Source organism: Mesorhizobium sp. WSM4989 (genome assembly GCF_029625795.1).
Classification (GTDB): Bacteria; Pseudomonadota; Alphaproteobacteria; order Rhizobiales; family Rhizobiaceae; genus Mesorhizobium.
The window spans coordinates 1772486-1795684 of record NZ_JARTVN010000001.1 but is presented as its reverse complement, the minus strand read 5'-3'; the positions used below and the strand labels follow the sequence as shown (position 1 = coordinate 1795684).

20 protein-coding genes are annotated in these 23199 nt (G+C 64.5%); 9 read left to right on the top strand and 11 right to left on the bottom strand.

What is annotated here, in order from left to right:
- Nucleotides 1-43 precede the first annotated feature (43 nt).
- From P9217_RS08675 to P9217_RS08660, 4 genes are all read right to left on the bottom strand, one after another.
- On the bottom strand, nucleotides 44-901 hold the full coding sequence (locus P9217_RS08675) for a hypothetical protein (protein WP_278086213.1): 858 nt from the start codon (nucleotides 899-901) through the stop codon (nucleotides 44-46).
- A gap of 173 nt (nucleotides 902-1074) precedes the next feature.
- Entirely contained in the window at nucleotides 1075-1734 is a 660-nt protein-coding gene (locus tag P9217_RS08670; protein WP_128371355.1) for an HAD family phosphatase, read from the bottom strand.
- Nucleotides 1735-2220, bottom strand: a complete 486-nt coding sequence (gene dut / locus P9217_RS08665; RefSeq protein WP_278086214.1) for a dUTP diphosphatase — start codon at nucleotides 2218-2220, stop codon at nucleotides 1735-1737.
- A gap of 84 nt (nucleotides 2221-2304) precedes the next feature.
- Nucleotides 2305-2775, bottom strand: coding sequence for an Lrp/AsnC family transcriptional regulator (locus tag P9217_RS08660; RefSeq protein WP_095780205.1), 471 nt, complete (start codon nucleotides 2773-2775; stop codon nucleotides 2305-2307).
- A gap of 116 nt (nucleotides 2776-2891) precedes the next feature.
- Here P9217_RS08660 and P9217_RS08655 point away from each other — a divergent pair, with 116 nt between their 5' ends.
- The 3 genes from P9217_RS08655 (at nucleotide 2892) to P9217_RS08645 (ending at nucleotide 5499) form a co-directional block, all read left to right on the top strand.
- Nucleotides 2892-3146, top strand: coding sequence for a DUF6356 family protein (locus P9217_RS08655; protein WP_095799471.1), 255 nt, complete (start codon nucleotides 2892-2894; stop codon nucleotides 3144-3146).
- Nucleotides 3147-3162: 16 nt separating this feature from the next.
- Nucleotides 3163-3963 carry a class II glutamine amidotransferase gene (locus P9217_RS08650; protein ID WP_095799254.1) on the top strand — a complete coding sequence of 267 codons (801 nt, stop codon included), beginning with the start codon at nucleotides 3163-3165 and terminating at the stop codon, nucleotides 3961-3963.
- Nucleotides 3964-4125: 162 nt separating this feature from the next.
- A complete protein-coding gene (locus P9217_RS08645) occupies nucleotides 4126-5499 on the top strand; it encodes an amidase (protein ID WP_127215006.1) in 1374 nt (457 codons plus the stop codon).
- On the opposite strand, the gene P9217_RS08640 is transcribed toward P9217_RS08645, so the two are convergent.
- Nucleotides 5493-6566: an FAD-binding oxidoreductase gene (locus tag P9217_RS08640; protein WP_067324336.1), complete on the bottom strand. Its 1074-nt coding sequence runs from the start codon at nucleotides 6564-6566 to the stop codon at nucleotides 5493-5495. The two genes, P9217_RS08645 and P9217_RS08640, sit on opposite strands and share 7 nt — an antisense overlap.
- A 67-nt stretch (nucleotides 6567-6633) precedes the next feature.
- Complete coding sequence (locus tag P9217_RS08635; protein ID WP_278086215.1) at nucleotides 6634-8442, bottom strand: winged helix-turn-helix domain-containing protein; 1809 nt, start codon at nucleotides 8440-8442, stop codon at nucleotides 6634-6636.
- 204 nt (nucleotides 8443-8646) lie between these two features.
- Here P9217_RS08635 and P9217_RS08630 point away from each other — a divergent pair, with 204 nt between their 5' ends.
- Complete coding sequence (locus P9217_RS08630) at nucleotides 8647-8928, top strand: DUF4242 domain-containing protein (RefSeq protein ID WP_067003570.1); 282 nt, start codon at nucleotides 8647-8649, stop codon at nucleotides 8926-8928.
- 497 nt (nucleotides 8929-9425) lie between these two features.
- Nucleotides 9426-11018, top strand: coding sequence for a peptide chain release factor 3 (locus tag P9217_RS08625; RefSeq protein ID WP_095780207.1), 1593 nt, complete (start codon nucleotides 9426-9428; stop codon nucleotides 11016-11018).
- A gap of 78 nt (nucleotides 11019-11096) precedes the next feature.
- Here the strand turns inward: P9217_RS08625 and P9217_RS08620 are convergent, their stop codons facing one another.
- Nucleotides 11097-11567, bottom strand: coding sequence for a VOC family protein (locus P9217_RS08620; RefSeq protein ID WP_278086217.1), 471 nt, complete (start codon nucleotides 11565-11567; stop codon nucleotides 11097-11099).
- A 253-nt stretch (nucleotides 11568-11820) separates the two neighbouring features.
- Here P9217_RS08620 and ilvD point away from each other — a divergent pair, with 253 nt between their 5' ends.
- Nucleotides 11821-13665, top strand: a complete 1845-nt coding sequence (gene ilvD / locus P9217_RS08615) for a dihydroxy-acid dehydratase (RefSeq protein ID WP_278086218.1) — start codon at nucleotides 11821-11823, stop codon at nucleotides 13663-13665.
- A gap of 141 nt (nucleotides 13666-13806) precedes the next feature.
- Here the strand turns inward: ilvD and P9217_RS08610 are convergent, their stop codons facing one another.
- A complete protein-coding gene (locus tag P9217_RS08610) occupies nucleotides 13807-15561 on the bottom strand; it encodes an ABC transporter ATP-binding protein (RefSeq protein WP_278086219.1) in 1755 nt (584 codons plus the stop codon).
- 167 nt (nucleotides 15562-15728) lie between these two features.
- Between P9217_RS08610 and P9217_RS08605 the strand changes: the two genes are divergently transcribed.
- Together P9217_RS08605 and P9217_RS08600 are read left to right on the top strand one after the other, a co-directional pair.
- Nucleotides 15729-17009 (top strand): amidohydrolase family protein, encoded by a 1281-nt coding sequence (locus P9217_RS08605; protein WP_127247565.1) that lies wholly within the window; start codon nucleotides 15729-15731, stop codon nucleotides 17007-17009.
- An 83-nt stretch (nucleotides 17010-17092) separates the two neighbouring features.
- On the top strand, nucleotides 17093-18016 hold the full coding sequence (locus P9217_RS08600; RefSeq protein ID WP_067324352.1) for a DMT family transporter: 924 nt from the start codon (nucleotides 17093-17095) through the stop codon (nucleotides 18014-18016).
- 15 nt (nucleotides 18017-18031) lie between these two features.
- On the opposite strand, the gene P9217_RS08595 is transcribed toward P9217_RS08600, so the two are convergent.
- A complete protein-coding gene (locus P9217_RS08595) occupies nucleotides 18032-18934 on the bottom strand; it encodes a phosphotransferase family protein (protein ID WP_156751062.1) in 903 nt (300 codons plus the stop codon).
- Nucleotides 18935-19029: 95 nt separating this feature from the next.
- Here P9217_RS08595 and P9217_RS08590 point away from each other — a divergent pair, with 95 nt between their 5' ends.
- Entirely contained in the window at nucleotides 19030-19662 is a 633-nt protein-coding gene (locus tag P9217_RS08590; RefSeq protein WP_067324354.1) for a class I SAM-dependent methyltransferase, read from the top strand.
- A gap of 13 nt (nucleotides 19663-19675) precedes the next feature.
- Here the strand turns inward: P9217_RS08590 and P9217_RS08585 are convergent, their stop codons facing one another.
- Together P9217_RS08585 and P9217_RS08580 are read right to left on the bottom strand one after the other, a co-directional pair.
- A complete protein-coding gene (locus P9217_RS08585) occupies nucleotides 19676-22123 on the bottom strand; it encodes an FAD-dependent oxidoreductase (protein WP_278086220.1) in 2448 nt (815 codons plus the stop codon).
- Nucleotides 22120-23016: a phosphotransferase family protein gene (locus tag P9217_RS08580; RefSeq protein ID WP_278086221.1), complete on the bottom strand. Its 897-nt coding sequence runs from the start codon at nucleotides 23014-23016 to the stop codon at nucleotides 22120-22122. Before P9217_RS08580 ends, P9217_RS08585 begins: the two co-directional genes overlap by 4 nt.
- Nucleotides 23017-23199 lie beyond the last annotated feature (183 nt).

Sequence of the window (23199 nt, the reverse complement as noted above, 5' to 3'; positions counted from 1 at the left end):
ATTTATCGCGGTCTCCCCGCTCGGGCAAACGAATGCGCTCGGCTCAGAAGCGTTTCTCGTTCTCTGCTGACAACCTTTTGAGGGCGTCTGAACCCGCCACGTAGCGCGACGCTTTCTTATCCCAATGATAGGTGACTGAAATGTCTTTCGAGGACGCCTCGGGCGCCGCATCGTCGCAGCTTTCGCCGCTTGGGATCGTGGCATCGGTCACCGTCACCTTGATCGCTGCATGCGGCCGGCCGTCGGCAATAGCCTTAAAAGCGATGTCCTGCTTGCGGCTGTAGGTGCATAGCCTTTCATCGAACGTGTAGATCATGTCGATCAGTTCGAACTTGTCGTTGCGCACCATGATCAGCGGCGTGATCACATAGCCCTGGCTGGAATTGAAATGCGTGCTCATGGTGATGAGGATATCGTCACCGGCGCCGACCGACAGTTTGTTCGGTTCGCGAAAATAGGTGCTGCGATCGACGGCGACATTGACCGCGTCGAGCAGCGCCGGCTTGCCGCCGGGCAGATCGTAGAGCGCCAGCACCGCATAGCCCTCGGCGCTGTCGGGAGAGTCGCCGAGATCGAACAGCATGGTCAGCCGGTCCTTGCCGCCGGCCTTGATGGCAAGCACCGCAGCATTGGGCAGGCTTGACGTTTCAGGCGGCGAGCCACCGCTGTCCGGACCGGCGACGTGGCGCATTTCGATCGGCAAGCCGCCGCGGTAGAAGCCGTCGGCGTTCAACGCCAGATCGGGGATGACCATCCTGGCGAGGTCGAGATAGGTGACGTCCTTGTGGCCCGGGATGGCGCTGGCAAAGTCCGGAAAGCTGACATTCTCCGCGCTCGCCGGGCCCCAAAGCCATGACAGAAGCACAAGAGCGAGGGCGAGGCGAAGCAGGGTGAATTTCATGGGGTGGGAGCCGCCGGCTGTTTGACGGCTGCACGCTAGCACGGAAGATTTCGCCGAACAGCCCGGAGCAATTCCAGGAAGAATGTGAAACAGTTTTCCGTCCGGAATTGCGTAAAACAAGTAGCTGGAGCGGGTCGGCAATTCGACGAAAGCGGAACCGCTCCAGTGTCCGATCAAAGGATCGGCACCAGTCCTGCGAGGTCGCGCATGTCGTCGAACAGGACGCCGCCGGCTTCCGCCAGCCCGTCGCGGTCCGAGAATGGATCGGCGTGATAGGAAAACACGCGCATGCCGGCGGCAATGCCGGCCTGGGTGCCGGCGACGCTGTCCTCGATGACGATGCAGTCGGCCGGCGCGAAGCCCATCGTCTTTGCCGCATGCAGGAAAAGGTCCGGGAACGGCTTGCCGCGCCCGACCATGGTCGAGGAAAACATGGCGTGCTCGAACAGCGGCAACAAGCCGGTCTGCCCGAGCGTGATATGCATCTTCGAAACCCGCGCCGACGAGGCGACGCAATAGGCAATACCGGCGGCGCGCACCTTTTCGATGAAATCGCGCACGTGAGGGATCGCCTCGACGCCATGCGCGAATAGATCCGGCAGGCCGGCGTTCCAGCGTTCGACGAAGTCGGCGCCGAGCCGGGCCTCGGTCGCCTCTTCGATCTCTTTCTGCACCGAGGCCATGCTGCGGCCCGAGAAGGTCTTGCGGCAATATTCGAATGTGGTTTGAAAGCCCGCTTCACAAAGCCAGTCGGCGAGGCGCCGATTGGCAAGGTTCTCGGTGTCGACCAGAACCCCGTCGCAATCGAAGATGACCAGTTTTGGGACTTGCATCTAGGCGGTGCCGGTCGATCCGAAACCGCCGGCGCCGCGCGCCGTGCCGCCGGCGAGCGCCCGTTCTTCGCCGGCCACCTGCGTGACTGCCGCAAACACGATCTGCGCGATCCGCATGCCGCGCGTCACCGCGAAGTCCTCATCGCCAAGATTGACGAGCAGCACTTTCACCTCGCCGCGGTAATCGCTGTCGATGGTGCCGGGCGTGTTGAGCACGGTCAGTCCATATTTGAAGGCGAGGCCGGAGCGCGGCCGCACCTGGCCTTCCATGCCTTCCGGGATTTCCACGATCAGCCCGGTCGGCACCAGCGCGCGTTTTCCGGGCAGGATGAGCAGCGGCCGGTCTTCCGGCACCGCGGCTCGCAGGTCCATCCCGGCCGCGCCCGCGCTTTCATAGGTCGGCAGCGGCAAGCCCTCGCCATGCGGAAGCCTGACGAAACCGACGGTGGGGCCGATGACGGAGGAAGGATAGACAGCCGTACGCATGAGCCCATTCCTATCGGCGCGGCTGCCGATTCGGTCAACCCGGCCGCGACGCTATCAACGCCTTTCTTTCAATGCGGTTCCGCGTCAGCGCAACTCCACCGGAACGACGGTCGTCTCCTTGATCTCCTCCATGACGAAGGAAGCGGAGACGTCCGACAGCGGCACCTTGGCGATCAGCCGCTGATAGAGCCTGTCATAGGCTTTCACGTCGGCGACGCGGGCTCTCAGCACATAGTCGAGGTCGCCCGACATGCGGTAGACGCCGGTGATCTCCGCAAAGCCCGTCACCGCCGCCCGGAACTTTTGCAGCCAGTCCGGGTCGTGGTTCGACGTGCGGATCAGGATGAACACCGAAAGCCCGAGTCCAAGCTTGTCGGCATCGACCAGCGCCACGCGCCCAGTAATGACGCCCTCCTCCTCCAGCCGCTTCACGCGCCGCCAGCAGGCGTTGCGGGACAAGGCCACGCGCTCCGACAACTGGTCGACGGAAAGCGTGCCGTCGCGCTGCAGCTCGGCCAGCAATCTCCGATCGGTTTCGTCGATATCAAACGCCATTCTTGGGATGAATGTCCCAAAATAGGGCTAGACACAAGGACAATTTGGGATCGATGAACCTTCGTCTCGTGGCAGGATACTCAATATCGGGGCTCATCCCAGCAGGAGGGATCACCATGACGACGCGGTTTTCGGCGCTCTTTACGTCTCACCCGGCCAAGGTTGGCGAGACCTATTTCGGCCATATGGCCTTCGCCGCCTGGTTCTGCTCTCGCCTGTCGATGGCCGCGGGCGCCGCCCTCGTTCACGCTTTCTTGCCGTTTCTGTTCGAGACTACCGCCAGCCGAATCGTCCGTGAGCTCTATGAGCGCACGAATAACAGAAGCTCACACGCGGTGAAGGAGCCTCAGGCTCTGATGGATCGCGCCTGATAAGTGGTGGAATGCGATGTGCCGGTGGGCGGCCTATCTTGGTGAAGCGGTCTTCCTCGAAGACATCATCACGGCGCCCTGCCACTCGCTGATTGCCCAGAGCCACTGCGCCCAGGAGGCCAAATCGCCGACCAATGGCGACGGTTTTGGCCTCGCCTGGTATGGCGATCGTCCCGAGCCCGGCCTTTACCGCGACATCCTGCCGGCCTGGTCGGACCCCAATCTGAAAAGCCTCTGCCGGCAGATCAAATCAGGCCTGTTCCTCGCCCATGTGCGCGCCTCCACCGGCGGCGCGACCAGCCGCATGAACTGCCATCCCTTCGTCTCCAGCCGCTGGTCGTTCATGCATAACGGCCAGATCGGCGGCTTCGAGAAGATCCGCCGCGCGCTTGAGAATTCGCTGTCGGATGCTGTCTTCGACCAGCGCGAAGGGACGACTGATTCCGAACTCTTCTTCCTGCTGATGCTCGACGAAGGCCTGTCCGCCGACCCGCAAGGCGCGGTAGCCCGCGCCACCAGCCGCGTTCTCGAGGCTTCGCGCCACGCCGGTCTCGAACCCTCCCTGAAGCTGACAGCGGCATTTTCCGATGGCGAGGCGCTCTACGCCGTGCGCTACGCTACCGACGGCCAGGCGCCAACGCTCTATACCGGCGCATTCGCGAGCCGCGCCGGCCGCTGCATCGTCTCCGAACCGTTCGACCGCGACGGCGGCGAATGGCAGGCGATCCCGCCGTCGAGCTTTGTCACCATGACAAGGGACGGCACAAACATCCGGCCGTTCGCGCCGACCGTTGCTAAGTTCGCGTTGGCCGTCTAGCTCCAAACGTAGCGAAGGTCGCGGGACAGCGCCGCCCTGACCACAGGTGGGCGCAATTTCGATCAAGCACCGCTGTCCTAACAATGCTGAATTCGGCTTGAAGCCGCGGTCTCATCCGCCATGTTCAAGGCGCAGCGCGGCAAGCAGCCGGAGTGCAGCACCATGGACATCGGATTTTCCTCGACTACCGAACTCGCGGCAGCAATTGCCCGCCGGAGAATCTCGGCCGTGGAGGCGCTCGACGCGCATCTGGCGCAGATCGACCGGCATAACGAAGCTCTGAACGCCGTCGTCCTCCTCGATCGGGAAGGCGCGCTTCAGCGTGCCCGAGAAGCCGATGCGGCACTGGCCCGCAGCGCCGCGCTCGGCCCGCTGCACGGCGTGCCGTTCACGCTGAAGGATGCGCACGAGACCGCTGGCATGAAGACGACGGTCGGCTTCCCGCCATTTGCCGACAACGTTCCCAAGCAGGACAGCCCTGTGGTTGCCAGGCTAAAGAGAGCCGGCGGCGTGCTGGTCGGCAAAACCAATGTCGCCACCATGCTGGGCGACTGGCAATCTGACAATCCGCTGTTCGGCCGCACCGGCAACCCTTGGGATCCGTCGCGCACAGCGGGCGGCTCCAGCGGCGGCGCTGCGGCTGCGGTCGCGACGGGCATGATGCCCTTCGAGGTCGGCACCGACATGCAGAATTCCATCCGCTTGCCCGCCGCCTTTTGCGGCGTCTACGGCCTGAAGCCGACCGAGCATCGCGTCTCGCTGGCCGGCGCTTTTCCCGATCCGGGCGGCATTCCGCGCAGCGTCCGCTTGATGTCCTGTGTTGGGCCGATTGCTCGCAATCTGGAGGACCTGGCGCTGATTTACCGGATCATTGCCGGTCCGGACGGCGGCGATACCGATCTGGCGCCGGTGCCGGTTGATCCCATACCGAGGCTCGAGCTGAAATCGCTGCGCATCGCCTTCGCCGGCACCTTCCGCGGCTTTCCGGTGGCCGCCGAGATCGGCGCCGCGGTCGAGAGATTGGCTGCTAGGCTGGCTTCCGCCGGCGCGCACGTCGAGGAAGCCAAACTGCCGAAGCTCGACCTGCATGATGATCTCACCGAGGGCGGCAAGTTGATCGGCATGATGCTGGAGGCAGCGCAACCGGAACCGCCGGAACAGCCTGCGCCGGTGTCGCGCTGGTTCGCGGCGCTCGCTCGCCGCGACCGGTCGATTCTTGCTTGGGAGCGGTTCTTCGAAAGCTGTGATGCCTTGCTTTGCCCGGTCGCCATGACAACGGCCTTTCCGCACTGCAAGCCAGGCAGCCCGCTGAAGGTCGACGGCAAGGACGAGAGCTATTGGATGCTGCCGGCCTATGGCGCGGTCTTCAATTATTCCGGCCATCCGGCGCTGGCGATACCAGGCGGGCAGGACAGCAACGGGTTGCCCATCGGCCTGCAACTGGTCGGCAAGCGCTGGTCGGAGGCGAGACTGCTCGGCGTCGCTGCGGCGATCGCGCCGCTGACCGACGGGTTTCGCCGGCCGCCGGGCTACTGAGCGAAGCGCGACAGCGCATAAGGCGCGAGCAATGGATCGCGCTCGCCATCGACGATTTCGCGGGCCGCAAACAGGCCGATGGCGGGTGCCAGCGTGATGCCGGAATGGGTGACGGCGGCATAGACGCCGCCTACGCCGTCGGCGCGGCTAACAATTGGGAAACCATCGATCGGAGTAGGACGATAGCCGACTGTGTGGAAATCGTACTCCAGCCCGTCGGCGCCGCGCAGCATCGCTTTCACCGCTTCGAAAAGCTCAAGCGCGGTTGCCTCCGGGTTCTCGCCCGGATCGCCGCCGCCAAAATCCGAGCCGGCGATGATCCGGCCATCGGCCGTCTGCCGCATATGCAGCCTCTCGGCCAGCACCAGGCCGTTGAGGAGCTTCCTGTAGGGTCGCGAATGCACGATCAGACCGGGCGGCGTTTTGATCGGCAACTGGACGCCTGCCGTCGCGGCGATCGCCGGAGCGCCGGCGCCGGCGGCGATCACCACCTCGTCGGCGGCGATGGTTTCACCCGCAACGACGACGCCGCTCAGGCTGCCGCCGGATAGAGTCAGTGTATCGACAGTCCCAGTAATAAGCCGCGCGCCGCGCCGTTCGGCGTCCGCCAGCAGCGCCGTTGCGGTCGCCACCGGCTCGGCCACGCCTTCCTCGGCGACATGAAGCGCGAAATCGGGAAGCTCGGTCAGGTTGGGTTCGATCCGCGCCGCCTGTTCGCGGCCGACCTGCTCGATGCCGTAGCCCCAGGACGAATGCTCGGCCGCATAGGCTTTGAGCTTGTCCGCCGGCAGGTCCCAGCACAGGCCGCCGCACCAGGCAAGCGGCAGGCCCGGCAGATCATTCGCCAAGCGTTTCCACTCGTTCATCGCCCGGATGCGCAGCCGGAAATAGGTCTCCGGATTGCCCCAGCTTGCGTTGATCCAGGCGAAGGAATTGGGCGTCGCGACGCCGCCGGCGCCGCTTGTCGAGACGACCGTCACCCTCGCTCCAGCCTTCGCCAGATGCCAGGCGATCGATGCGCCGATGATGCCGGCGCCGATGACGATGACTTGTTTTGCGCTGCTCATGCCATGACCTTCAGAGGAGATTTCCCCGTCATGCCATCGCGCCGGCCAGACCTCAAGCGAGAAGCGGCTACGCGCCGCCCATCGCTATCTTCTGCGTCCCGACAACCAGGCCCTTCAGCTCTTCGCAGCGCCGCGTGAGCCGTGAAGAGTCGACCTTCTTCGCTAACGCCAACGCTGTGCCGAGCTCCAGCTCCGCGCCGGAACGATCGCCGAGCTGAATGAGCAGCGCCGCGAGCGCAAGCCTGGCATCGGCGACATTGACCGGCGAGCCGACCTCGCTCCAGCGCGAGCATGCGGTCTGCAGCTCCCGAACAGCCTCGGTGGGGCGGTCTTCCCGTATGAAAAGTTCAGCCTTGGCCTCGGCGGACAGCGCCCGGATGGAGGCCATCGGCCAGCGCTGCGGCTGGCTCTCCAGCTCGGTGATAACTTCTTTTGCGCGCTCGAGACGATTGGTGCGCGCCGCCACCTTGGCGAGAGTGGCAAGGACCATGCCTCGCCGCTGCAGCGTCGGCCAGCCGTTTCCGACCAGGGAGCGCTCGAGAGCGCTGAAGGCGGCCTCGGCCTGGCCTTGCTCCAACTGCAGCAGCGCCAGTCCGGGCTGCGGATCCCAGCCGGCGGCATGGGACGCACGATAGGCTGTTTCCGCCTCGGTGAGATCTCCGGCGGCCAGATGAATGTCACCTAAGACACGCAGCGCATCGCCCGTCGCCCAGGGGGCGTCGACGGCGAGCTGGTCGAGCGCGGCGCGTACCAGCGCCTCAGCCTCCCTCAGCGTGCCGTGAACGCCGAGCACTTCGGCGCGATGCAGCCGGCAGGAGCCCGACAGATCCTCAAGCCCATGTCCCCTGCACCAGTCCTCATAGCCGAGGGTCCATTGGTTGGCCCTCGCCCAGTCGCCAAAATTCCGGCAGGCCCAAAGTATGTTGCAGTAGAGAATGCCGCCGACGACCGGGTCCACGTCGCTGGAGAGGCCGAGCGCGGCGGCGAAATCCTGGTCCTCCTGGCCGGATTTGGTCTCACCGAGGCAGAGCTTGAAAAAACCGCGATAGATCAGCCCGAGCGACTCCACGACCGGATCTTCGAGATCCCTGCCAACCGCGAAAGCCTGTTCGGCAAGCGCAAGCGCCTGCTCCGGCTCGGCTTCCGCGCCCATGATGCGCGCTCCCATCCAGCACCACAGGCCGTGCTCCCTGCTGTCGGTTGCGCCATCGATCAGCTGCGCCGCCCGCTTGTGCCAGCCCTTGGCGACGGCAAGTTCCCCTCTCTCCAGATGAACCCTGGCCAGGCCGATTGCCGGGGACGCCGCTCGCAAGCGCTCGCCGGCCACGCCGTAGGCAGTCACCGCGCGCGCCAGAAGCGGGATGGCTTCAGCCGGGCGGCCCATGCACTCCAGCGCAAGTGCCCATTCCTCAAGATCGGCCGTCAGCAGCTCGCCAGCGGCCTCCGCTTCGCTAAAGCAGGCCGCGGCCTCGTGCCATTTCCTGGCAGCAACAGCCGCGCGCGCCGACAGAATAGGCGAACCGGGGCTCCAAGGCTTGCCACCCGCGCTGGCTGGCCCGTTCGCCGAAATGGGCGGCTGGTCGAGGCAAATCCGGTAGCCGAAGCGGGGCAGGTTGCGCAGCGCCGTTTCCATGCCGCCCTGGCGAAGAACGCCGCGGGCAAGGCTTGCCACGCGCTGCAACGAAGCTTCCGTCACTGTCACGCCCGGCCATAGCGTTTCAAGCAATTCGTCTTTGCTCATGGCCCGGTCCCGGTGCCGCAGCAGGATGGCGAGGAAATCGAAGACCAGGGGCTGCACCTCGATCTCGCTTCCGGCGAGACGAAGGGAGCGAGCGTCCTGATTAAGCTCGAAGTCGCCGAAGCAATAAGTTCCCATCGGCAGCAATCCTGTAACGGCACTAGGCAAAGGATCGGAAGAAGATAAGGACGGCGTAAGGACTGTCGGCCGCCTCTTGCGCAATTCTCCGTCTGCCCGGCGAGCCAAGCTGCAGTTTAGCTCAGCGGCCCCGGGGATGTCACCGGCACCGAATCTGGTCGAGCGTCCGGAGGCATTTGAACCCAAGATCAAGGAGATTGCGAAATGCAGAAATACATCATCGAACGTGAAATTCCCAAAGTCGGCACCTTCGAGCGCGAGCAGCTTCGCGACGCCTCCAAGGCCTCGAACGCCGTTCTCGCCGAGCTCGGCCCGGACATTCAGTGGGTCGAATCCTTCGTCGCGGATGACAAGACCTTCTGCGTCTACCTCGCCAAGGACGAGGCGATCATTCAGCGCCACGCCAAGATGAGCGGCTTCCCGGCCACCAAGATCACGCAGGTGAAGCGCCTGTTCGATCCGACGACGGCATACGCCGCCGCCTGACGGGGCGACCGATCGTGAAGTGCCTGCAGGCCAGCTGCGAGCACGATCGATCCTGATCTTCTGTCGGCCAAACCTTCGGGAGGGCAGGTCTGGCCCTCCCGATTCCATCGTTCAAACAGAGGAGGATAAACCATGACCATCCTTGGACAGGAGCTTGCGGCCAACCACTCCGCGCTCGGACGGTTCCTCGTTGAATCTTCGAAACCTGCCGTTCCGGCGGAGGCGTGCTTGCGCGCATCCTGCGAAATCGCAGGGGTCGGGCCACGCTGGACGAATTGCCGGACTATCTGCTGCGCGACATCGGCATCGAGGGGGCGGAGATACGTTTAGCTACCCGGTTGGGCCGCCAGGACCGTCATCGCGAGCGAACCTGAACGGCCTAAGGTTCCTGTCAGGCCACATCGACTACGCTGTTCGGCCGTGCCGGTCTGCCCGAAACTGTCGACACGCCCAAAATGCGCTGCTAGAAGCCCGCGCCACAGACAGGATTCCAAAAATTGGCAGAAGACATCGAACAGGCGGTTTCGCGCCGCCGCACTTTCGCGATCATCGCCCACCCCGATGCCGGCAAGACTACGCTCACCGAAAAGCTGCTTCTGTTCGGCGGCGCCATCCAGCTTGCCGGCGAGGTCAAGGCCAAGAAAGATCGCATCCAGACCCGGTCCGACTGGATGAAGATCGAGCGCGAGCGCGGCATCTCGGTCGTCACCTCGGTGATGACCTTCGAATATGACGACAACGTCTTCAACCTGCTCGACACGCCCGGCCATGAGGATTTCGCCGACGACACCTACCGCACACTCTCTGCGGTGGATTCGGCCGTCATGGTCATCGACGCCGCCAAGGGCATCGAGCCGCGCACGCTGAAACTGTTCGAGGTCTGCCGGCTGCGCGACATCCCGATCATCACCTTTGTCAACAAGATGGACCGCGAGAGCCGCGATCCGTTCGAAATCCTCGACGAGATCGAGCAGAAGCTGGCGCTGGACACAGCACCGGTTACTTGGCCGATCGGCCGCGGCAAGACCTTTTCGGGCACCTATCACCTGGCGCAGAACGCGGTGCGCCGGAGCGATGACGAGAAGGAGCGCACGCCCGTAAACGGCCCGGATTCCAACCGCGTCGCCGGGCTTTTGCCGGAAAACGAGCGCAACGACTTCATCGAGGAACTGGAGCTCGCGCGGGAAGCGTGCAGACCCCTCGACATAGACGCCTTCCGCGAAGGCCATCTGACGCCGGTCTATTTCGGCTCGGCGCTGCGCAATTACGGTGTGCGCGACCTGATCGAGGCGCTCGGCGCCTACGGGCCGCCGCCGCGGGCCCAGGCAGCCGATGAACGCACGGTCGAGGCGACCGAGGGGAAGATGACCTCCTTCGTCTTCAAGATCCAGGCCAACATGGACCCCAACCATCGCGACCGGATCGCGTTCGTCCGCGTCTGCTCCGGCAAGCTGGAGCGCGGCATGAAAGCCAAGCTGGTGCGCACCGGCAAACCGATGAGCCTCTCGGCGCCGCAATTCTTCTTCGCCCGCACCCGCGTCACCGCCGACGAGGCCTTCGCCGGCGACGTCGTCGGCATTCCCAATCACGGCACTCTGCGCATCGGCGACACGCTGACCGAGGGCGAGGAGATCCTGTTCCGCGGCGTGCCGAACTTCGCGCCGGAAATCCTGCGCCGTGTCCGCCTCGGCGATGCGATGAAAGCCAAGAAGCTGAAGGAAGCGCTGCATCAGATGGCCGAGGAGGGCGTCGTGCAGCTGTTCTCGCCTGAGGACGGCTCGCCGGCCATCGTCGGCGTTGTCGGCGCGCTGCAGCTCGATGTTCTGAAGGAGCGGCTTAACATCGAATACACGCTGCCGGTGGATTTCGAGATGTCGCGCTTCTCCGTCTGCCGCTGGATCTCGGCCGACGACAGGGCGGATGTCCAGCGCTTTATCGAGGCGCATCGCGGCGACATCGCCCGCGACCTCGACAACGATCCGGTCTTCCTCGCCCAGCACGCCTTCTCGCTCAACTACGAGGCCGAGCGCTGGAAAGCGATCCGCTTCGCCGCGGTCAAGGACTATCAGGTCCGCGACAAGGCGGCGTGATTGTGGTGAATAGTGAATAGTGAATAGTGAATAGTAGTCGGGCACCCTCACCATTTACCATTCACTATTCACGCGTAATCACCCCTTCGCCGCTTCCTCGATCGTGGCGATGTCGATCTTGCCCATCTGCATCATCGCCGACATCACGCGCCCGGCCTTCGCTCTGTCGGGGTCCTGAAGCAGGCGCGGCAGCTGCTCCGGCACGACCTGCCAGGAAACGCCGAACTTGTCCTTCAGCCAGCTGCAGCGTCCCGGTTCGCCGCCGCCTTCGGTGAGTCTGGCCCAGAAATAATCGACTTCTTCCTGCGTTTTGCAGTCGATCGACAGCGACATCGCCTCGGTGAACTTGTATTGCGGCCCCCCGTTGAGGGCTTGGAACTGCACCCCGTCGAGCTCGAACGAGGCGACCAGAACCTGGCCTTCCTGGGGATGGCCCTTGGGCCAGCGCGTGACCCTAAGCACCTTCGAATTCTTGAAGATGGCGACATAGTGGTTCATGGCCTCCTCGGCCTGGCCGTCGAACCAAAGGAAGGTGGTGATCTTCTGCATATCTTGCTCCTCCGACTTGTTCAGGTTGGCTCATCATCAACGGCGCGCCGGCGATTTGGCGCGGCTTTCGTACCGTCTGCCTCAAGGACGGCTCGGCGCGGCGCGATCCGACAGCATTTTTCAAATTTCCTGAAGAATCGTGGCGCAGCGCAAAATTGTGGCAAGGCCGAACCTTGGCCGCTATAACCGCTGCCGACTGAAATACAGCGCCGCCGCGCCACGTTTGAGCGCCGCCAGCCAGCAAGGAATACCGATGCCCGCCTACCGTTCCCGCACCACCACCCATGGCCGCAACATGGCAGGCGCCCGTGGCCTGTGGCGTGCCACCGGCATGAAGGACAGTGATTTCGGCAAGCCGATCATTGCGGTGGTCAATTCCTTCACCCAGTTCGTCCCGGGCCATGTGCACCTGAAGGATCTCGGCCAGCTCGTCGCGCGCGAGATCGAGAAGGCCGGCGGCGTCGCCAAGGAGTTCAACACCATCGCCGTCGATGACGGCATCGCCATGGGTCACGACGGCATGCTCTATTCGTTGCCGTCGCGCGAGCTGATCGCCGATTCCGTCGAATACATGGTCAATGCGCACTGCGCCGACGCCATGGTCTGCATCTCCAACTGCGACAAGATAACGCCCGGCATGCTGATGGCCTCGCTGCGCCTCAACATCCCGACCGTTTTCGTCTCCGGCGGCCCGATGGAAGCCGGCAAGGTGGTGCTGGGCGGCAAGGCGCAGGCGCTCGACCTCGTCGACGCCATGGTGGCCGCGGCCGACGACCGAATTTCAGATGAGGACGTCAAGGTGATCGAGCGCTCGGCCTGCCCGACCTGCGGGTCCTGCTCGGGCATGTTCACGGCGAACTCGATGAACTGCCTGACCGAAGCGTTGGGTCTCTCGCTGCCCGGCAACGGCTCGACTTTGGCCACCCATGCCGATCGCAAGCGGCTGTTCGTCGAGGCAGGCCATCTGATCGTCGATCTTGCGCAGCGCTATTACGAACAGGAGGACGACAGCGCGCTGCCGCGCAGCATCGCCTCCAAGGGAGCCTTCGAGAATGCCATGGCCCTCGACATCGCCATGGGCGGCTCGACCAACACGGTGCTGCACATCCTGGCTGCCGCGCATGAGGGCGAGGTCGACTTCACCATGGAGGATATCGACCGGCTGTCGCGCCAAGTGCCGGTGCTTTGCAAGGTGGCGCCGGCCAAGTCCGACGTGCACATGGAGGATGTTCACCGCGCCGGCGGCATCATGGCGATCCTCGGCCAGCTCGACCAGGCCGGGCTGATCAACCGCGATCTGCCGACAGTCCACACCGCAACGCTGGGCGAAGCGCTCGACCATTGGGACATCGCCCGCACTTCCGCAGAGAATGTGCGCGAGTTCTTCCGCGCCGCGCCCGGCGGCGTGCCGACGCAGGTCGCCTTCAGCCAGGATCGCCGCTGGGAGGATCTCGACACGAACCGCGAGACGGGCGTCATTCGCTCGGCCAAGACGCCGTTCTCGAAGGATGGCGGCCTCGCCGTGTTGAAGGGCAATCTGGCGCTCGACGGCTGCATCGTGAAGACGGCCGGCGTCGACGAGTCGATCCTGAAATTCACCGGTCCGGCCCGCGTCTTCGAAAGCCAGGACGCTTCCGTCAAGGCGATCCTCGGCAACGAGATCAAGGCGGGCGACATCGTCGTCATCCGCTATGAGGGGCCGCGCGGCGGCCCCGGCATGCAGGAGATGCTCTACCCGACCAGCTATCTTAAGTCGAAGGGCCTCGGCAAGGCCTGCGCGCTGATCACCGACGGCCGCTTCTCCGGCGGCACGTCGGGTCTGTCGATCGGCCACGTCTCGCCGGAAGCCGCCGAGGGCGGGCTGATCGGCCTGGTTCAGGAAGGCGACACGATCGAGATCGACATCCCGAACCGCAAGATCCATCTCGCCGTCAGCGAAGCCGAGCTCGACGCCCGCCGCAAGGCTATGGCGGCCAAGGGCGCGGATACCTGGAAGCCTGAGGAAAAGCGCAAGCGCAAGGTGACGACGGCGCTGCGCGCCTACGCCGCCTTCGCCACCAGCGCCGACAAAGGTGCTGTCAGGAAAGTGCCGGAATAAGTCGGGCAGCGCCCCCCTACCTCCCCCTTGTGGGCCCCTCTGTGGGGAGGTCGGACCGAAGGTCCGGGTCGGTCGGCGCCGCACCTCCACCCCGCTGCTGCGCAGCGACCCTCCCCATAACGGGGAGGGTAAGCGCCGGCGTCACGGCATCAGCTGATATTCATAAAGCTTCTGATAGAGTCCGCCCTGTTTGAGCAGGGACTTGTGCGGGCCGCTTTCCAGCACCTTGCCGTTTTCCAGCACCACGATCGTGTCGGCTTGATGCACCGTTGACAGCCGATGCGCGATGACGATGGTCGTGCGTCCGACCGTGAGTTGCTGCAGCGCGTCGCGGAACAGCGCTTCCGACTCGGCGTCCAGCGCGCTGGTCGCCTCGTCGAGCAGCAGGATCTCGGCATTGCGCAGCATGGCGCGCGCGATCGAGATGCGCTGGCGCTGGCCGCCGGACAGCAACGAGCCGTTCTCGCCCACCTCCGTCTCGTAGCCCTTGACCATGGCGCTGATGAAGTGATGCGCGTTGGCGGCCTTGGCCGCGGCGATCACCTCCTCGTCGGTCGCGTCCTGACGCCCGAGACGTATGTTGTGCATGATGGTGCCGGCGAACAGGAACGTGTCCTGGCTGACATAGGCAATCTTCTGCCTGAGTGAATCGAGCGTGGCGAAGGAGATGTCCTGGCCGTCGAACATGACCTTGCCGCTTTGCGGGTCGTACATGCGCATGATCAGGTTGAGGATCGTTGACTTGCCGCCGCCGGAAGGTCCGACCAGCGCCGTCATCTTGCCGGCCGCCAGGGTCAGGTTGAGCTGTTCGAAAACCGGCGGGCTCTCGGGATAGGCGAAGCTGACATTGTCGAAGCGAATTTCGCCCGGGCCCGGCTGCAGCGGCTTGGCGCCGGGCTTTTCGGCCAGCGTCAGCGGCCGGTCGGCAAGCTGGAACATCATGCGCACGCCGACGATGCCGGTCTCCAGCGAGATGCGCACGCGCGCCAGCCGCTTTGCCGGCTCATAAGCGAGCAGCAGCGCCCCGATAAAGGCCATGATGTTGCCCGGCATCTGGCCGCCCTGCAGCACCAAGAAGCCGCTGATGAAGACTGCGCCGGCAATCGCCAGACCGGCAAGCGTTTCCATCACCGGGCTGGTGGCTGCCTCGAGCGTCGCGATGTTGTTGGCGCGGTTCTGGACGTCCGACACGGCCTTGTACATGCGCTTGCGCATCGCGCCTTCGAGATTGAAGGATTTGACGACGCGCACGCCGATTGCCGTTTCCTGCATCACATGCACGATCTGGCCGAGCGAGCGGAATTCCATCTTGGCGATCTGGCGCACGCGCTTGAGAATGCTGTTGACGCCGTAGATCGCCACCGGTCCGACGACGAAGCAGATCAGCGACAGCGCCGGCTGCTCCCAGACCATCACTGCGACCAGCACGATCAACGTCACCAGATCGCGCACATAGGACGTGACGACGAGGTCGAGCACGGTGCGCGCGGCTTGGGCGTTGTTGGTCATGCGGGTGATCAGGTCGGACGACGAGGTCGAATGGTAGAATTCGATGCCTTGCGCCAGGATCCGGTCATAGATCTTTCGCTGCCTATCGGCGATGATGGCATTGCCGACCCGGCTCATGAAATAGGCCTGAACGAAGGTCGCCAGGCCCTTGAGGACGAAGATAGCGGCGACCGCGGCCGCGATCAGGTTGACGCGATCCGCTCTCTTGTAGACCACGAATTCGTTGGTGATCTCCTTCAGGATCCATGCGCTTGCCCCCGTCATGGCGGCCACCACCAGCATCGACACAATGGCCGCGCCATAGCCGAATTTATGCTCCCGGAAAGATTCTCGTACCAGCCTTGCGACAAGGCGCTGGTTCTCCGTCGAGCGGAAGAAGCGAAACAAACGGCCGATCCTGTGTCTGGCTTATCAAATTTCGGATTCGCCACGGGGGCGAGAGGCGGCTTATAGAGCGAGTTGGCGCCGGAGGAAACGCCGGCAGGGAAGAAACGGCTGCGGCGGGCCGCCTTTCCGATCACGATAACGCTGATTTCTACCAAAGGGATGACGACATGGATTTCGACCTCATCGTGCGCGGCGGCACGCTGCCGGACGGCAGGATCGCCGATATCGGCATCGCTGGCGAAACCATCGCCGCGATCGAGCCTCAGTTGCAAGGCGCAGCTCGGAGCGAGGTCGATGCGCGCGGCAATCTCGTCTCGCCGCCCTTCGTCGATCCGCATTTCCATATGGACGCCACGCTCTCCTATGGCATTCCGCGCATCAACGCTTCGGGCACGCTGCTCGAAGGCATTGCGCTCTGGGGCGAGTTGAAGCCGCTCCTGACGCATGAGGCGGTGCGCGACCGCGCGCTCGCCTATTGCGACTGGGCGGTGTCGATGGGCCTGCTTGCCATCCGCACCCATGTCGATGTCTGCGACGACCGGCTGCTTGCCGTGGAAGCTCTGCTGGACGTGAAGAAAACGGTCGCGCCCTATCTCGACCTGCAGCTTGTCGCCTTTCCGCAGGACGGGTTTTATCGCTCGCCGACGGCCCGCGAAAACACAATCCGGGCGCTGGATATGGGCGTCGACATCGTCGGCGGCATCCCGCATTTCGAGCGCAGCATGGCCGATGGCACGCGCTCGGTGACGGAGCTCTGCGAGATCGCGGCGAAGCGCGGCCTGATGGTCGACATGCATTGCGACGAGACAGACGACCCGCTTTCGCGCCACATCGAGCAGCTTGCCTATGAAACGCAGCGCCTCGGCCTGCAGGGCAGGGTGGCGGGCTCGCACCTCACCTCGATGCATTCCATGGACAATTACTACGTCTCGAAGCTGTTGCCGCTGATCGCCGAGGCCGGCGTCTCTGCGATCCCCAATCCGCTGATCAACATCATGCTGCAGGGGCGCCACGATACTTTCCCCAAGCGGCGCGGCCTGACCCGCGTGAAGGAGATGCTGGCGCTCGGCATCCGCGTCGGCTGGGGCCAGGACTGCGTGCTCGACCCATGGTATTCGCTGGGCACGGCGGACATGCTCGACGTGGCCTTCATGGGCCTGCATGTCGCGCAGATGTCGAGCCCGGCCGACATGACGCGCTGCTTCGACATGGTCACCAGCGTCAACGCCGCCATCATGGGGCTTGATCATCTCGGTCTGGCCGTCGGCAAGCGGGCGAGCCTTGTCGTGCTCGACGCCGGCAATCCGATCGAGGCCGTCCGCCTGCGCCCCGAGCGCCTCTGTGTCATCGCCAAGGGCAAGGTGGTAGCCGAACGGACCCGACAGGAGACGCGGCTGTCGATTGCCGGTCGGCCGGAGAGCGTCAACCGCAGGCACAAATCCGCGTAGCGCCAGCCGATTTCCGCCGCTGGTCTTACGGATCGTTCGAATTTCCCTCCTCAAAGCGACAGATTGCGAGTAGGGAGCCGGGCATGGCCCAGTTCCTCGCCCGCAATCTCACGATCAAGAATGTCCTGCTCGCCGGCATTCTCTTGATGCTGGCCGGCGACTTCATGTTCGCGCTCAACGACGCGATGGGCAAATGGCTGGTCGCTTCCTTCTCGGTCGGTCAGGTGGTGTTGGTTCGCTCCATCGGCGCCTTCTTGGTGCTTGGGCCGATGATCGCCAACCAGGGCGCAGGCAAGCTTTTTCAGGTGGAAAGGCCGGTGCTGCAGGTCCTGCGCGTCGCGGCGACCACGCTCGATACCGGGCTGTTCTATGCCGCGGTCGTCTATCTGCCGCTCGCCGACGTGATGAGCTTCTACATGGCCGGACCGATCTATGTCGCCGCGCTCTCGCATCTCCTGCTCGGCGAGAAGGTCGGCTGGCGGCGCTGGCTGGCGATCCTGGTCGGCTTCTGCGGTGTGCTGATCATCCTGAAGCCATCGTCGGCCGCGTTTTCGTTGTCATCGGCCTATGCGCTGATCGGCAGCATTGCCTTCGGCTTCGCCATCATTCTCGGCCGGCGTTTGCGCGGAACGAGTGACACGACGCTGGTCACCTGGCAGACCATCGGCACGTTGATTGTCGGCGGCGCGCTGGCGATCGGCGCCTGGCGCACGCCGTCGGCGCTCGATTTCGGCGCCATGCTTTTGCTCGGCATCGTTTCCTGCGCCGCCCATCTGATGATCACCCGGGCGCTGAAACTGGCGCCGGCGTCAACGCTTGCGCCGCTGCATTACAGCCTGCTGCTGTGGGCCATTGTCTTCGGCCTGGTCTTCTTCGGCGATGTGCCGAGCCCGCGGATACTCGCCGGCTCGGCCATCGTTGTGCTCGCCGGCATCTTCATCTTCCATCGCCAGAAGGTGGTCGAGACCGTCGTGCCGCCGGAAAACGTGCCGAAAGGCGTCAACTAGGATCCAGGCCTGCGCTCACCCCTCTCGCACAGCAGCGAGGTGGCGTGAAAACTCGGGCGTCTCCATCAGCGCCTTGCAGCGGGCGAAGCGTCCGTCCGCATAGGCGCGGAAATCGTCGACCGGGTTGTTGTTGGCGAGCTGGATCAGCCCCCACAACGTCCAGAGCAGGTCGCACATGGCCTTGTAGATGACGACGCGGCCGCGCTCGGCCGGCCTTGCTTCGCCGCCGAAATAGGCGCGCATCAGCTCTTCATCCTGGCCGGCGTCGAACTTGCCTTCGACCGAGAGGTCGCCGAGATCCCACAACGGATCGTTCATGCCGGAGTACTCCCAGTCGACGATCCACATCCGCTCCCCGGTATCGAGAAAGTTTTCGCAGAGCGGATCGCAGTGGCAGGCAGCAAGCTGGATCGGGTGCGTGACCAATGCTTCGCGCACGCTGCCCGCCTCGCGCACCACGTCGTGGTAGCCGGGCGGCAGGACCACATCCTTGGTCGACAGCACTTTCAGATAGTCGTCGATCATCGCAAACAGCTCGAAGCGGAAGGGGAAGACCGCGCCGGACGAATGCAGCTTTCGGAAGGCTGCGCCCGCGCGCGCCGGACTTCCCTGCCTGGCCTTGAACTTTTCCGGCGACATGGTCTCGGCGTCGGCGACGAAGCGCGTTGCCATCAAGCCGGATGCGGGGTCGGCAAAAAGCACCTCCGGGCTGACGCCGGCCTTGGCCGCCTCGCGCGCCGCCACCGCCTCGTTGGCGCGGTTGATATATTCCTCCGTGCCCTTGCCGGGAATGCGCAGGCAGACCTCGCCGGCCTTGTAGACACGGTTGGTAAGGCCGCCCAGCCGCTCCAGCGGCCCCTTGTATCCGGCAAGCGCCGGAATGGCGGCCAGCGCCGCGCGCGCCTCTTCCATCGTCACCCCCTTAACCATCACGCCATGTTTATGGCGGAACGGTTCCACAGTTTTTGCCGCTTGGCTACCATGGCCGACACGAATCGGCGGCGGGAGCGGCAATGGCGGACGGCAAGCACAACAGCGCGCTAAGCGCGGCCTATGCCGCAACACGGCCGGACGAGGTGGCCGCAATCTACGATAGCTGGGCCGAAACTTACGACGCCGATATGTCGGCGGCCGGCTATCGCCATCCGACCATCTGCCTGGCCCTGCTGGCCCGCCATCTGCCGCGCGGCGCGGAACCTGTGCTCGACGCAGGCGCCGGCACCGGGCTGATCGGCGAATGGCTCGCAATCACCGGCTATCCTCGTGTCGAGGCGCTCGACATCTCGCAAGGCATGCTGGACAAGGCCGGCGCCAAGGGCGTCTACACGGCGCTGCATCGTCTGGCGCTGGGCGGCGCCCTGCCTTTCGCGGACGGCGCCTATGCCGGCATCGTTTCGGCGGGCGTCTTCACCTCCGGCCATGTCGGCGTCGAGGGGCTGGACGAACTGATCCGCATCTGCCGTCCAGGCGGCATCATCGTGCTGACGATCAAGAACACGCTCTGGCAGGCCGGCTTTGCCGAGCGGATCGCCGTGCTCGAAGCGGAGGACGTCATAACCCGGCTTGAAGAGACACGGCCTTACGCGTCGATGCCCGGCGAGGGCGATGCGGTGCCAAGCAGAGGCCTCGTGCTGCGCGTCGGCTGACCGCTTTCCTCGCTTAAGCCTTTATCTTTTCTCCGGCCGGATCGTACATCGGCTCGAGATGGATCTGTGCCGGCGTGCGCTCCATCGCCACCACCAGTTCATAGGCGCCGGAGGCGAGGAAGTCGTCGCTGACGCCATCGGCGTTGCGCACATAGCCATAGCCGATGTTCTTCTCCACCGTATAGCCATAGCCGCCGCTGGTGAGATAGCCGACCGGTTGGCCGTTGCGCAGGATCGTCTCGCGTCCGGCCAGGACGACGTCCGGATCGTCGACCGTGAAGCCGGCAAAACGTTTTGCCAGCGGCTGGCCGGCCGCTTTCTCCAGCGCCCGCCGCCCGATGAAGTCGTTGTTCTTCCTGAGCTTCACCGCCCAGCCGAGGCCCGCTTCCTGCGGCGTGTCGTTCGGCGTGATGTCCGCCCCCCAGGCGCGATAGCCCTTTTCCAGCCGCAGCGATTCCAGCGCCCGGTAGCCGACCGGGCGGATGCCATTCCCGGCTGCCATGAGGGCATCAAAAATCTCGCCCGTCGCGGCGATCGGCACATGCAACTCCCAGCCGAGCTCGCCGACATAGGTCACCCGCAGCGCCCGCACGGTGTGGCCGGCGATGTCGATCTCGCGCGCGTGGCCGAAGGGGAAGGCGGCGTTGGAGACATCCGCACCCGTTACCGCCGACAGCACGTCGCGGGCACGTGGCCCCATCAGCGACAGCGTGCCGAAATCCTCGGTCACGTCTTTGAGCGCCGCGTCGAGTCCCTGGCCGAGATGGTCGCCGATCCACGAAAAATCATGCGTGCGGAAACCGGTGCCGGTGACGATGTAGAACCTGTCCTCGCCGAGCCGTGCCACCGTGAGGTCTGCTTCGATGCCGCCGCGCGTGTTGAGAAGCTGCGTATAGGTCAGCCGGCCGACCGGCTTGTTGATGTCGTTGGCGCAGATCCAGTCGAGCGCCCTCAGCGCATCGGCCCCGGTCATCTCATATTTGGCAAAGGAGGATTGGTCGAAGATGCCGACTTTCTCGCGCACATGCCGATGTTCCTCGCCGACCGCCTCGAACCAGTTCTGCCGGCCCATTGAATAGATGTCTTCCGGCTCTACGCCGTCGGGCGCGAACCAGTTCGGCCGCTCCCAGCCGAGCTTCGAGCCGAACACGGCGCGGTGCTCTCTCAGCCGCTCATAGAGCGGCGAGACGATGCGCGGCCGGCCCGAGAGATATTCCTCATGCGGGAAGCCGATGGTGTAGTGCTTGCCATAGGCCTCGAGCGTGCGGTCGCAGACCCATTGCCGGTCGCGGTGCAGGTTGGAAAAACGCCTGATGTCGACCACCCAGAGGTCGAGCGGCGCCTCGCCGTCGACCACCCATTGCGCCAGCACCCAGCCGGCGCCGCCGCCGGACGCGATGCCGAAGGCGTTGAAGCCGGCGCCGACGAACATGTTGGCGCATTCGGGCGCGACACCAAGGATGAAATTGCCGTCCGGGGTAAAGCTCTCCGGCCCGTTGATCATTTGCTTCACGCCGACATTGGCCAGCGCCGGCACCCGCTCGATCGCCTGCGCCATATGCTGCTCGAAGTGGTCGTAATCATCATCGAACAGGCGGAACTCCCAGTCGTTGGGCACGTCGCCCCCGGGGGGCTCAGTCGTCCAGGCCTGCGGGTTCGGCTCATAGCCGCCCATCACCAGCCCGCCGACCTCTTCCTTGAAATAGGTGCGGCGGTCGGGGTCGCGGATTGTCGGCGCGTCGTTGGCCAGCCCCTCGAGCTTCTCGGTGATGATGTACTGGTGCTTGACCGGCTGCAGCGGCACGTTGATGCCGGCCATCGCGCCGACCTGCCTTGCCCATTGCCCGGCGCAGTTCACCACCTTGTCGCAGGCAATGTCGCCCTTTTCGGTCTTCACCGCGGTGATGCGTCCGCCCGTCATCTCGAATCCGGTGACGCGCGCGTCCTCGAACAGTTTGGCGCCATGCATGCGCGCGCCCTTGGCGAGCGATTGGGTGATATCGGAGGGGCTGGCCTGACCGTCGGTCGGCAGCCAGGAGGCGCCGACGAGGTCGCCGGTTTCCATCAGCGGCCACATGCGCTTCACCTCGGCGGGCGACAGCAGCTGCATGTCCATGCCGAAGCTTTTTGCCGTCGTCGCCAATCGCTTGAACTCGGTCCAGCGATCGGCGTTGGTGGCGAGCCTGAGGCACCCGGTCATTTTCCAGCCGGTCGCCAGTCCCGTTTCGGCCTCGAGCCCCTTATAGAGCTCGACGGAATATTTGAGCACGCGGGTTATCGAGGCCGACGAGCGCAGCTGCCCGACCAGTCCGGCCGCGTGCCAGGTCGAGCCCGAGGTCAGCTTGCCTTGCTCCAGCAGCACCACGTCGGCCTTGTGGTCGCGCGCCAAATGATAGGCGGTCGAGCAGCCGATGATGCCGCCGCCGATGACCACGATCCCGGCATGGCTGGGCAAAGTCATGATCTTGTCCCGTATCTCGTCCGGTAGTTTTCCAGTGCAGCGTCGAGCCGCACCAGGTTCTCTTCGGTATAGGCGACGTAATCGATGCCGGGCGCGTCGAGATAAATCTCGGAGACCATGCTCCACATTGCCTCGCGCAGCAGCGAGGCGCATTGCATGGCCGCGTGCGAGCGGCGGATCTCGCTGTCCGGCTCCTTCATGAAATAGGCGGTCAGGAAGGCGAAGGATTCCTCGTCGCTCATGCCCGCATTCGAGGCGGCCCCGGCCAGGTCGAACATGGCCGTGTTGAAGCCGGCATATTCGAAATCGATCAGCCACAGCCGCTTGCCGTCGTCGAGGATGTTGGCCGGCAAAAGATCATTGTGGCCGAAGACGATCGGCAAAAGCTTCTGCGCCCGTTCGAGCTCGTCGGCTAAAGCGAGATAGCGCGGCAGCTCGTCCTTCTTGCGGCTGCCACTTTCCTCGAGCGTGCGCGCATAGTCGCGGATGACATGAAAGACCCAGAACATGAAACCGGCGCCGGAGACGTGGTTCGGCATCTCGCGGTGAAAGCGCCGCAGCAGCGCCGCCACGCGGCCGAGATCGGCGCGCACATCCTCGGCAAGGAGGGTCCTGGCGCCGAGAAACTGGGTCACCAGAATTCCGGGCTCGGCGTAGTGCACGGCCGGCGCGAAGCCGGCCGCATGCGCCGCGCGCGCCGTCATCACCTCGCGCTCGCGAAAGACATGGTGGAACGGGAAGTCCTGGCCGAAGCGCACCACGTGCCGGCCGGCGGCGTCGGTAACGACATAGTTGGCGTTGCTGAGGCCGCCCGGCAGCGGCTCGATCTCGATGCCGCCGCTCCAGCAGGGCAGAGCGCGGATGCGGTCTTCGGTGGTTACGGCGGCGCTCACGGGTTCGGTCCTGCTTCGGCCGGCTTACGACAAAGCGCCGGTCTCTCACAAAGCGATGAGAGAAAAAAGAAAGGCCTCGTCGGTGCGGGATGCCGGGACTGATATCCCTCACCACACCGACGAGCCCCTTGGCCAGGCTTAGGATCCCGGCATCCGCCCCCGCGGATTCGAAAAAAGCTCGCG

Coding starts and splice junctions, on each gene's coding strand:
- P9217_RS08590 (WP_067324354.1), top strand. CDS start 19,030: ATGGCGGACGGCAAGCACAACAGCGCGCTAAGCGCGGCCTATGCCGCA.
- P9217_RS08605 (WP_127247565.1), top strand. CDS start 15,729: ATGGATTTCGACCTCATCGTGCGCGGCGGCACGCTGCCGGACGGCAGG.
- P9217_RS08650 (WP_095799254.1), top strand. CDS start 3,163: ATGTGCCGGTGGGCGGCCTATCTTGGTGAAGCGGTCTTCCTCGAAGAC.
- P9217_RS08585 (WP_278086220.1), bottom strand. CDS start 22,123: ATGACTTTGCCCAGCCATGCCGGGATCGTGGTCATCGGCGGCGGCATC.
- P9217_RS08670 (WP_128371355.1), bottom strand. CDS start 1,734: ATGCAAGTCCCAAAACTGGTCATCTTCGATTGCGACGGGGTTCTGGTC.
- P9217_RS08630 (WP_067003570.1), top strand. CDS start 8,647: ATGCAGAAATACATCATCGAACGTGAAATTCCCAAAGTCGGCACCTTC.
- P9217_RS08660 (WP_095780205.1), bottom strand. CDS start 2,775: ATGGCGTTTGATATCGACGAAACCGATCGGAGATTGCTGGCCGAGCTG.
- P9217_RS08635 (WP_278086215.1), bottom strand. CDS start 8,442: ATGGGAACTTATTGCTTCGGCGACTTCGAGCTTAATCAGGACGCTCGC.
- P9217_RS08600 (WP_067324352.1), top strand. CDS start 17,093: ATGGCCCAGTTCCTCGCCCGCAATCTCACGATCAAGAATGTCCTGCTC.
- P9217_RS08675 (WP_278086213.1), bottom strand. CDS start 901: ATGAAATTCACCCTGCTTCGCCTCGCCCTCGCTCTTGTGCTTCTGTCA.
- P9217_RS08620 (WP_278086217.1), bottom strand. CDS start 11,567: ATGCAGAAGATCACCACCTTCCTTTGGTTCGACGGCCAGGCCGAGGAG.
- P9217_RS08645 (WP_127215006.1), top strand. CDS start 4,126: ATGGACATCGGATTTTCCTCGACTACCGAACTCGCGGCAGCAATTGCC.
- P9217_RS08655 (WP_095799471.1), top strand. CDS start 2,892: ATGACGACGCGGTTTTCGGCGCTCTTTACGTCTCACCCGGCCAAGGTT.
- P9217_RS08640 (WP_067324336.1), bottom strand. CDS start 6,566: ATGAGCAGCGCAAAACAAGTCATCGTCATCGGCGCCGGCATCATCGGC.
- ilvD (WP_278086218.1), top strand. CDS start 11,821: ATGCCCGCCTACCGTTCCCGCACCACCACCCATGGCCGCAACATGGCA.
- dut (WP_278086214.1), bottom strand. CDS start 2,220: ATGCGTACGGCTGTCTATCCTTCCTCCGTCATCGGCCCCACCGTCGGT.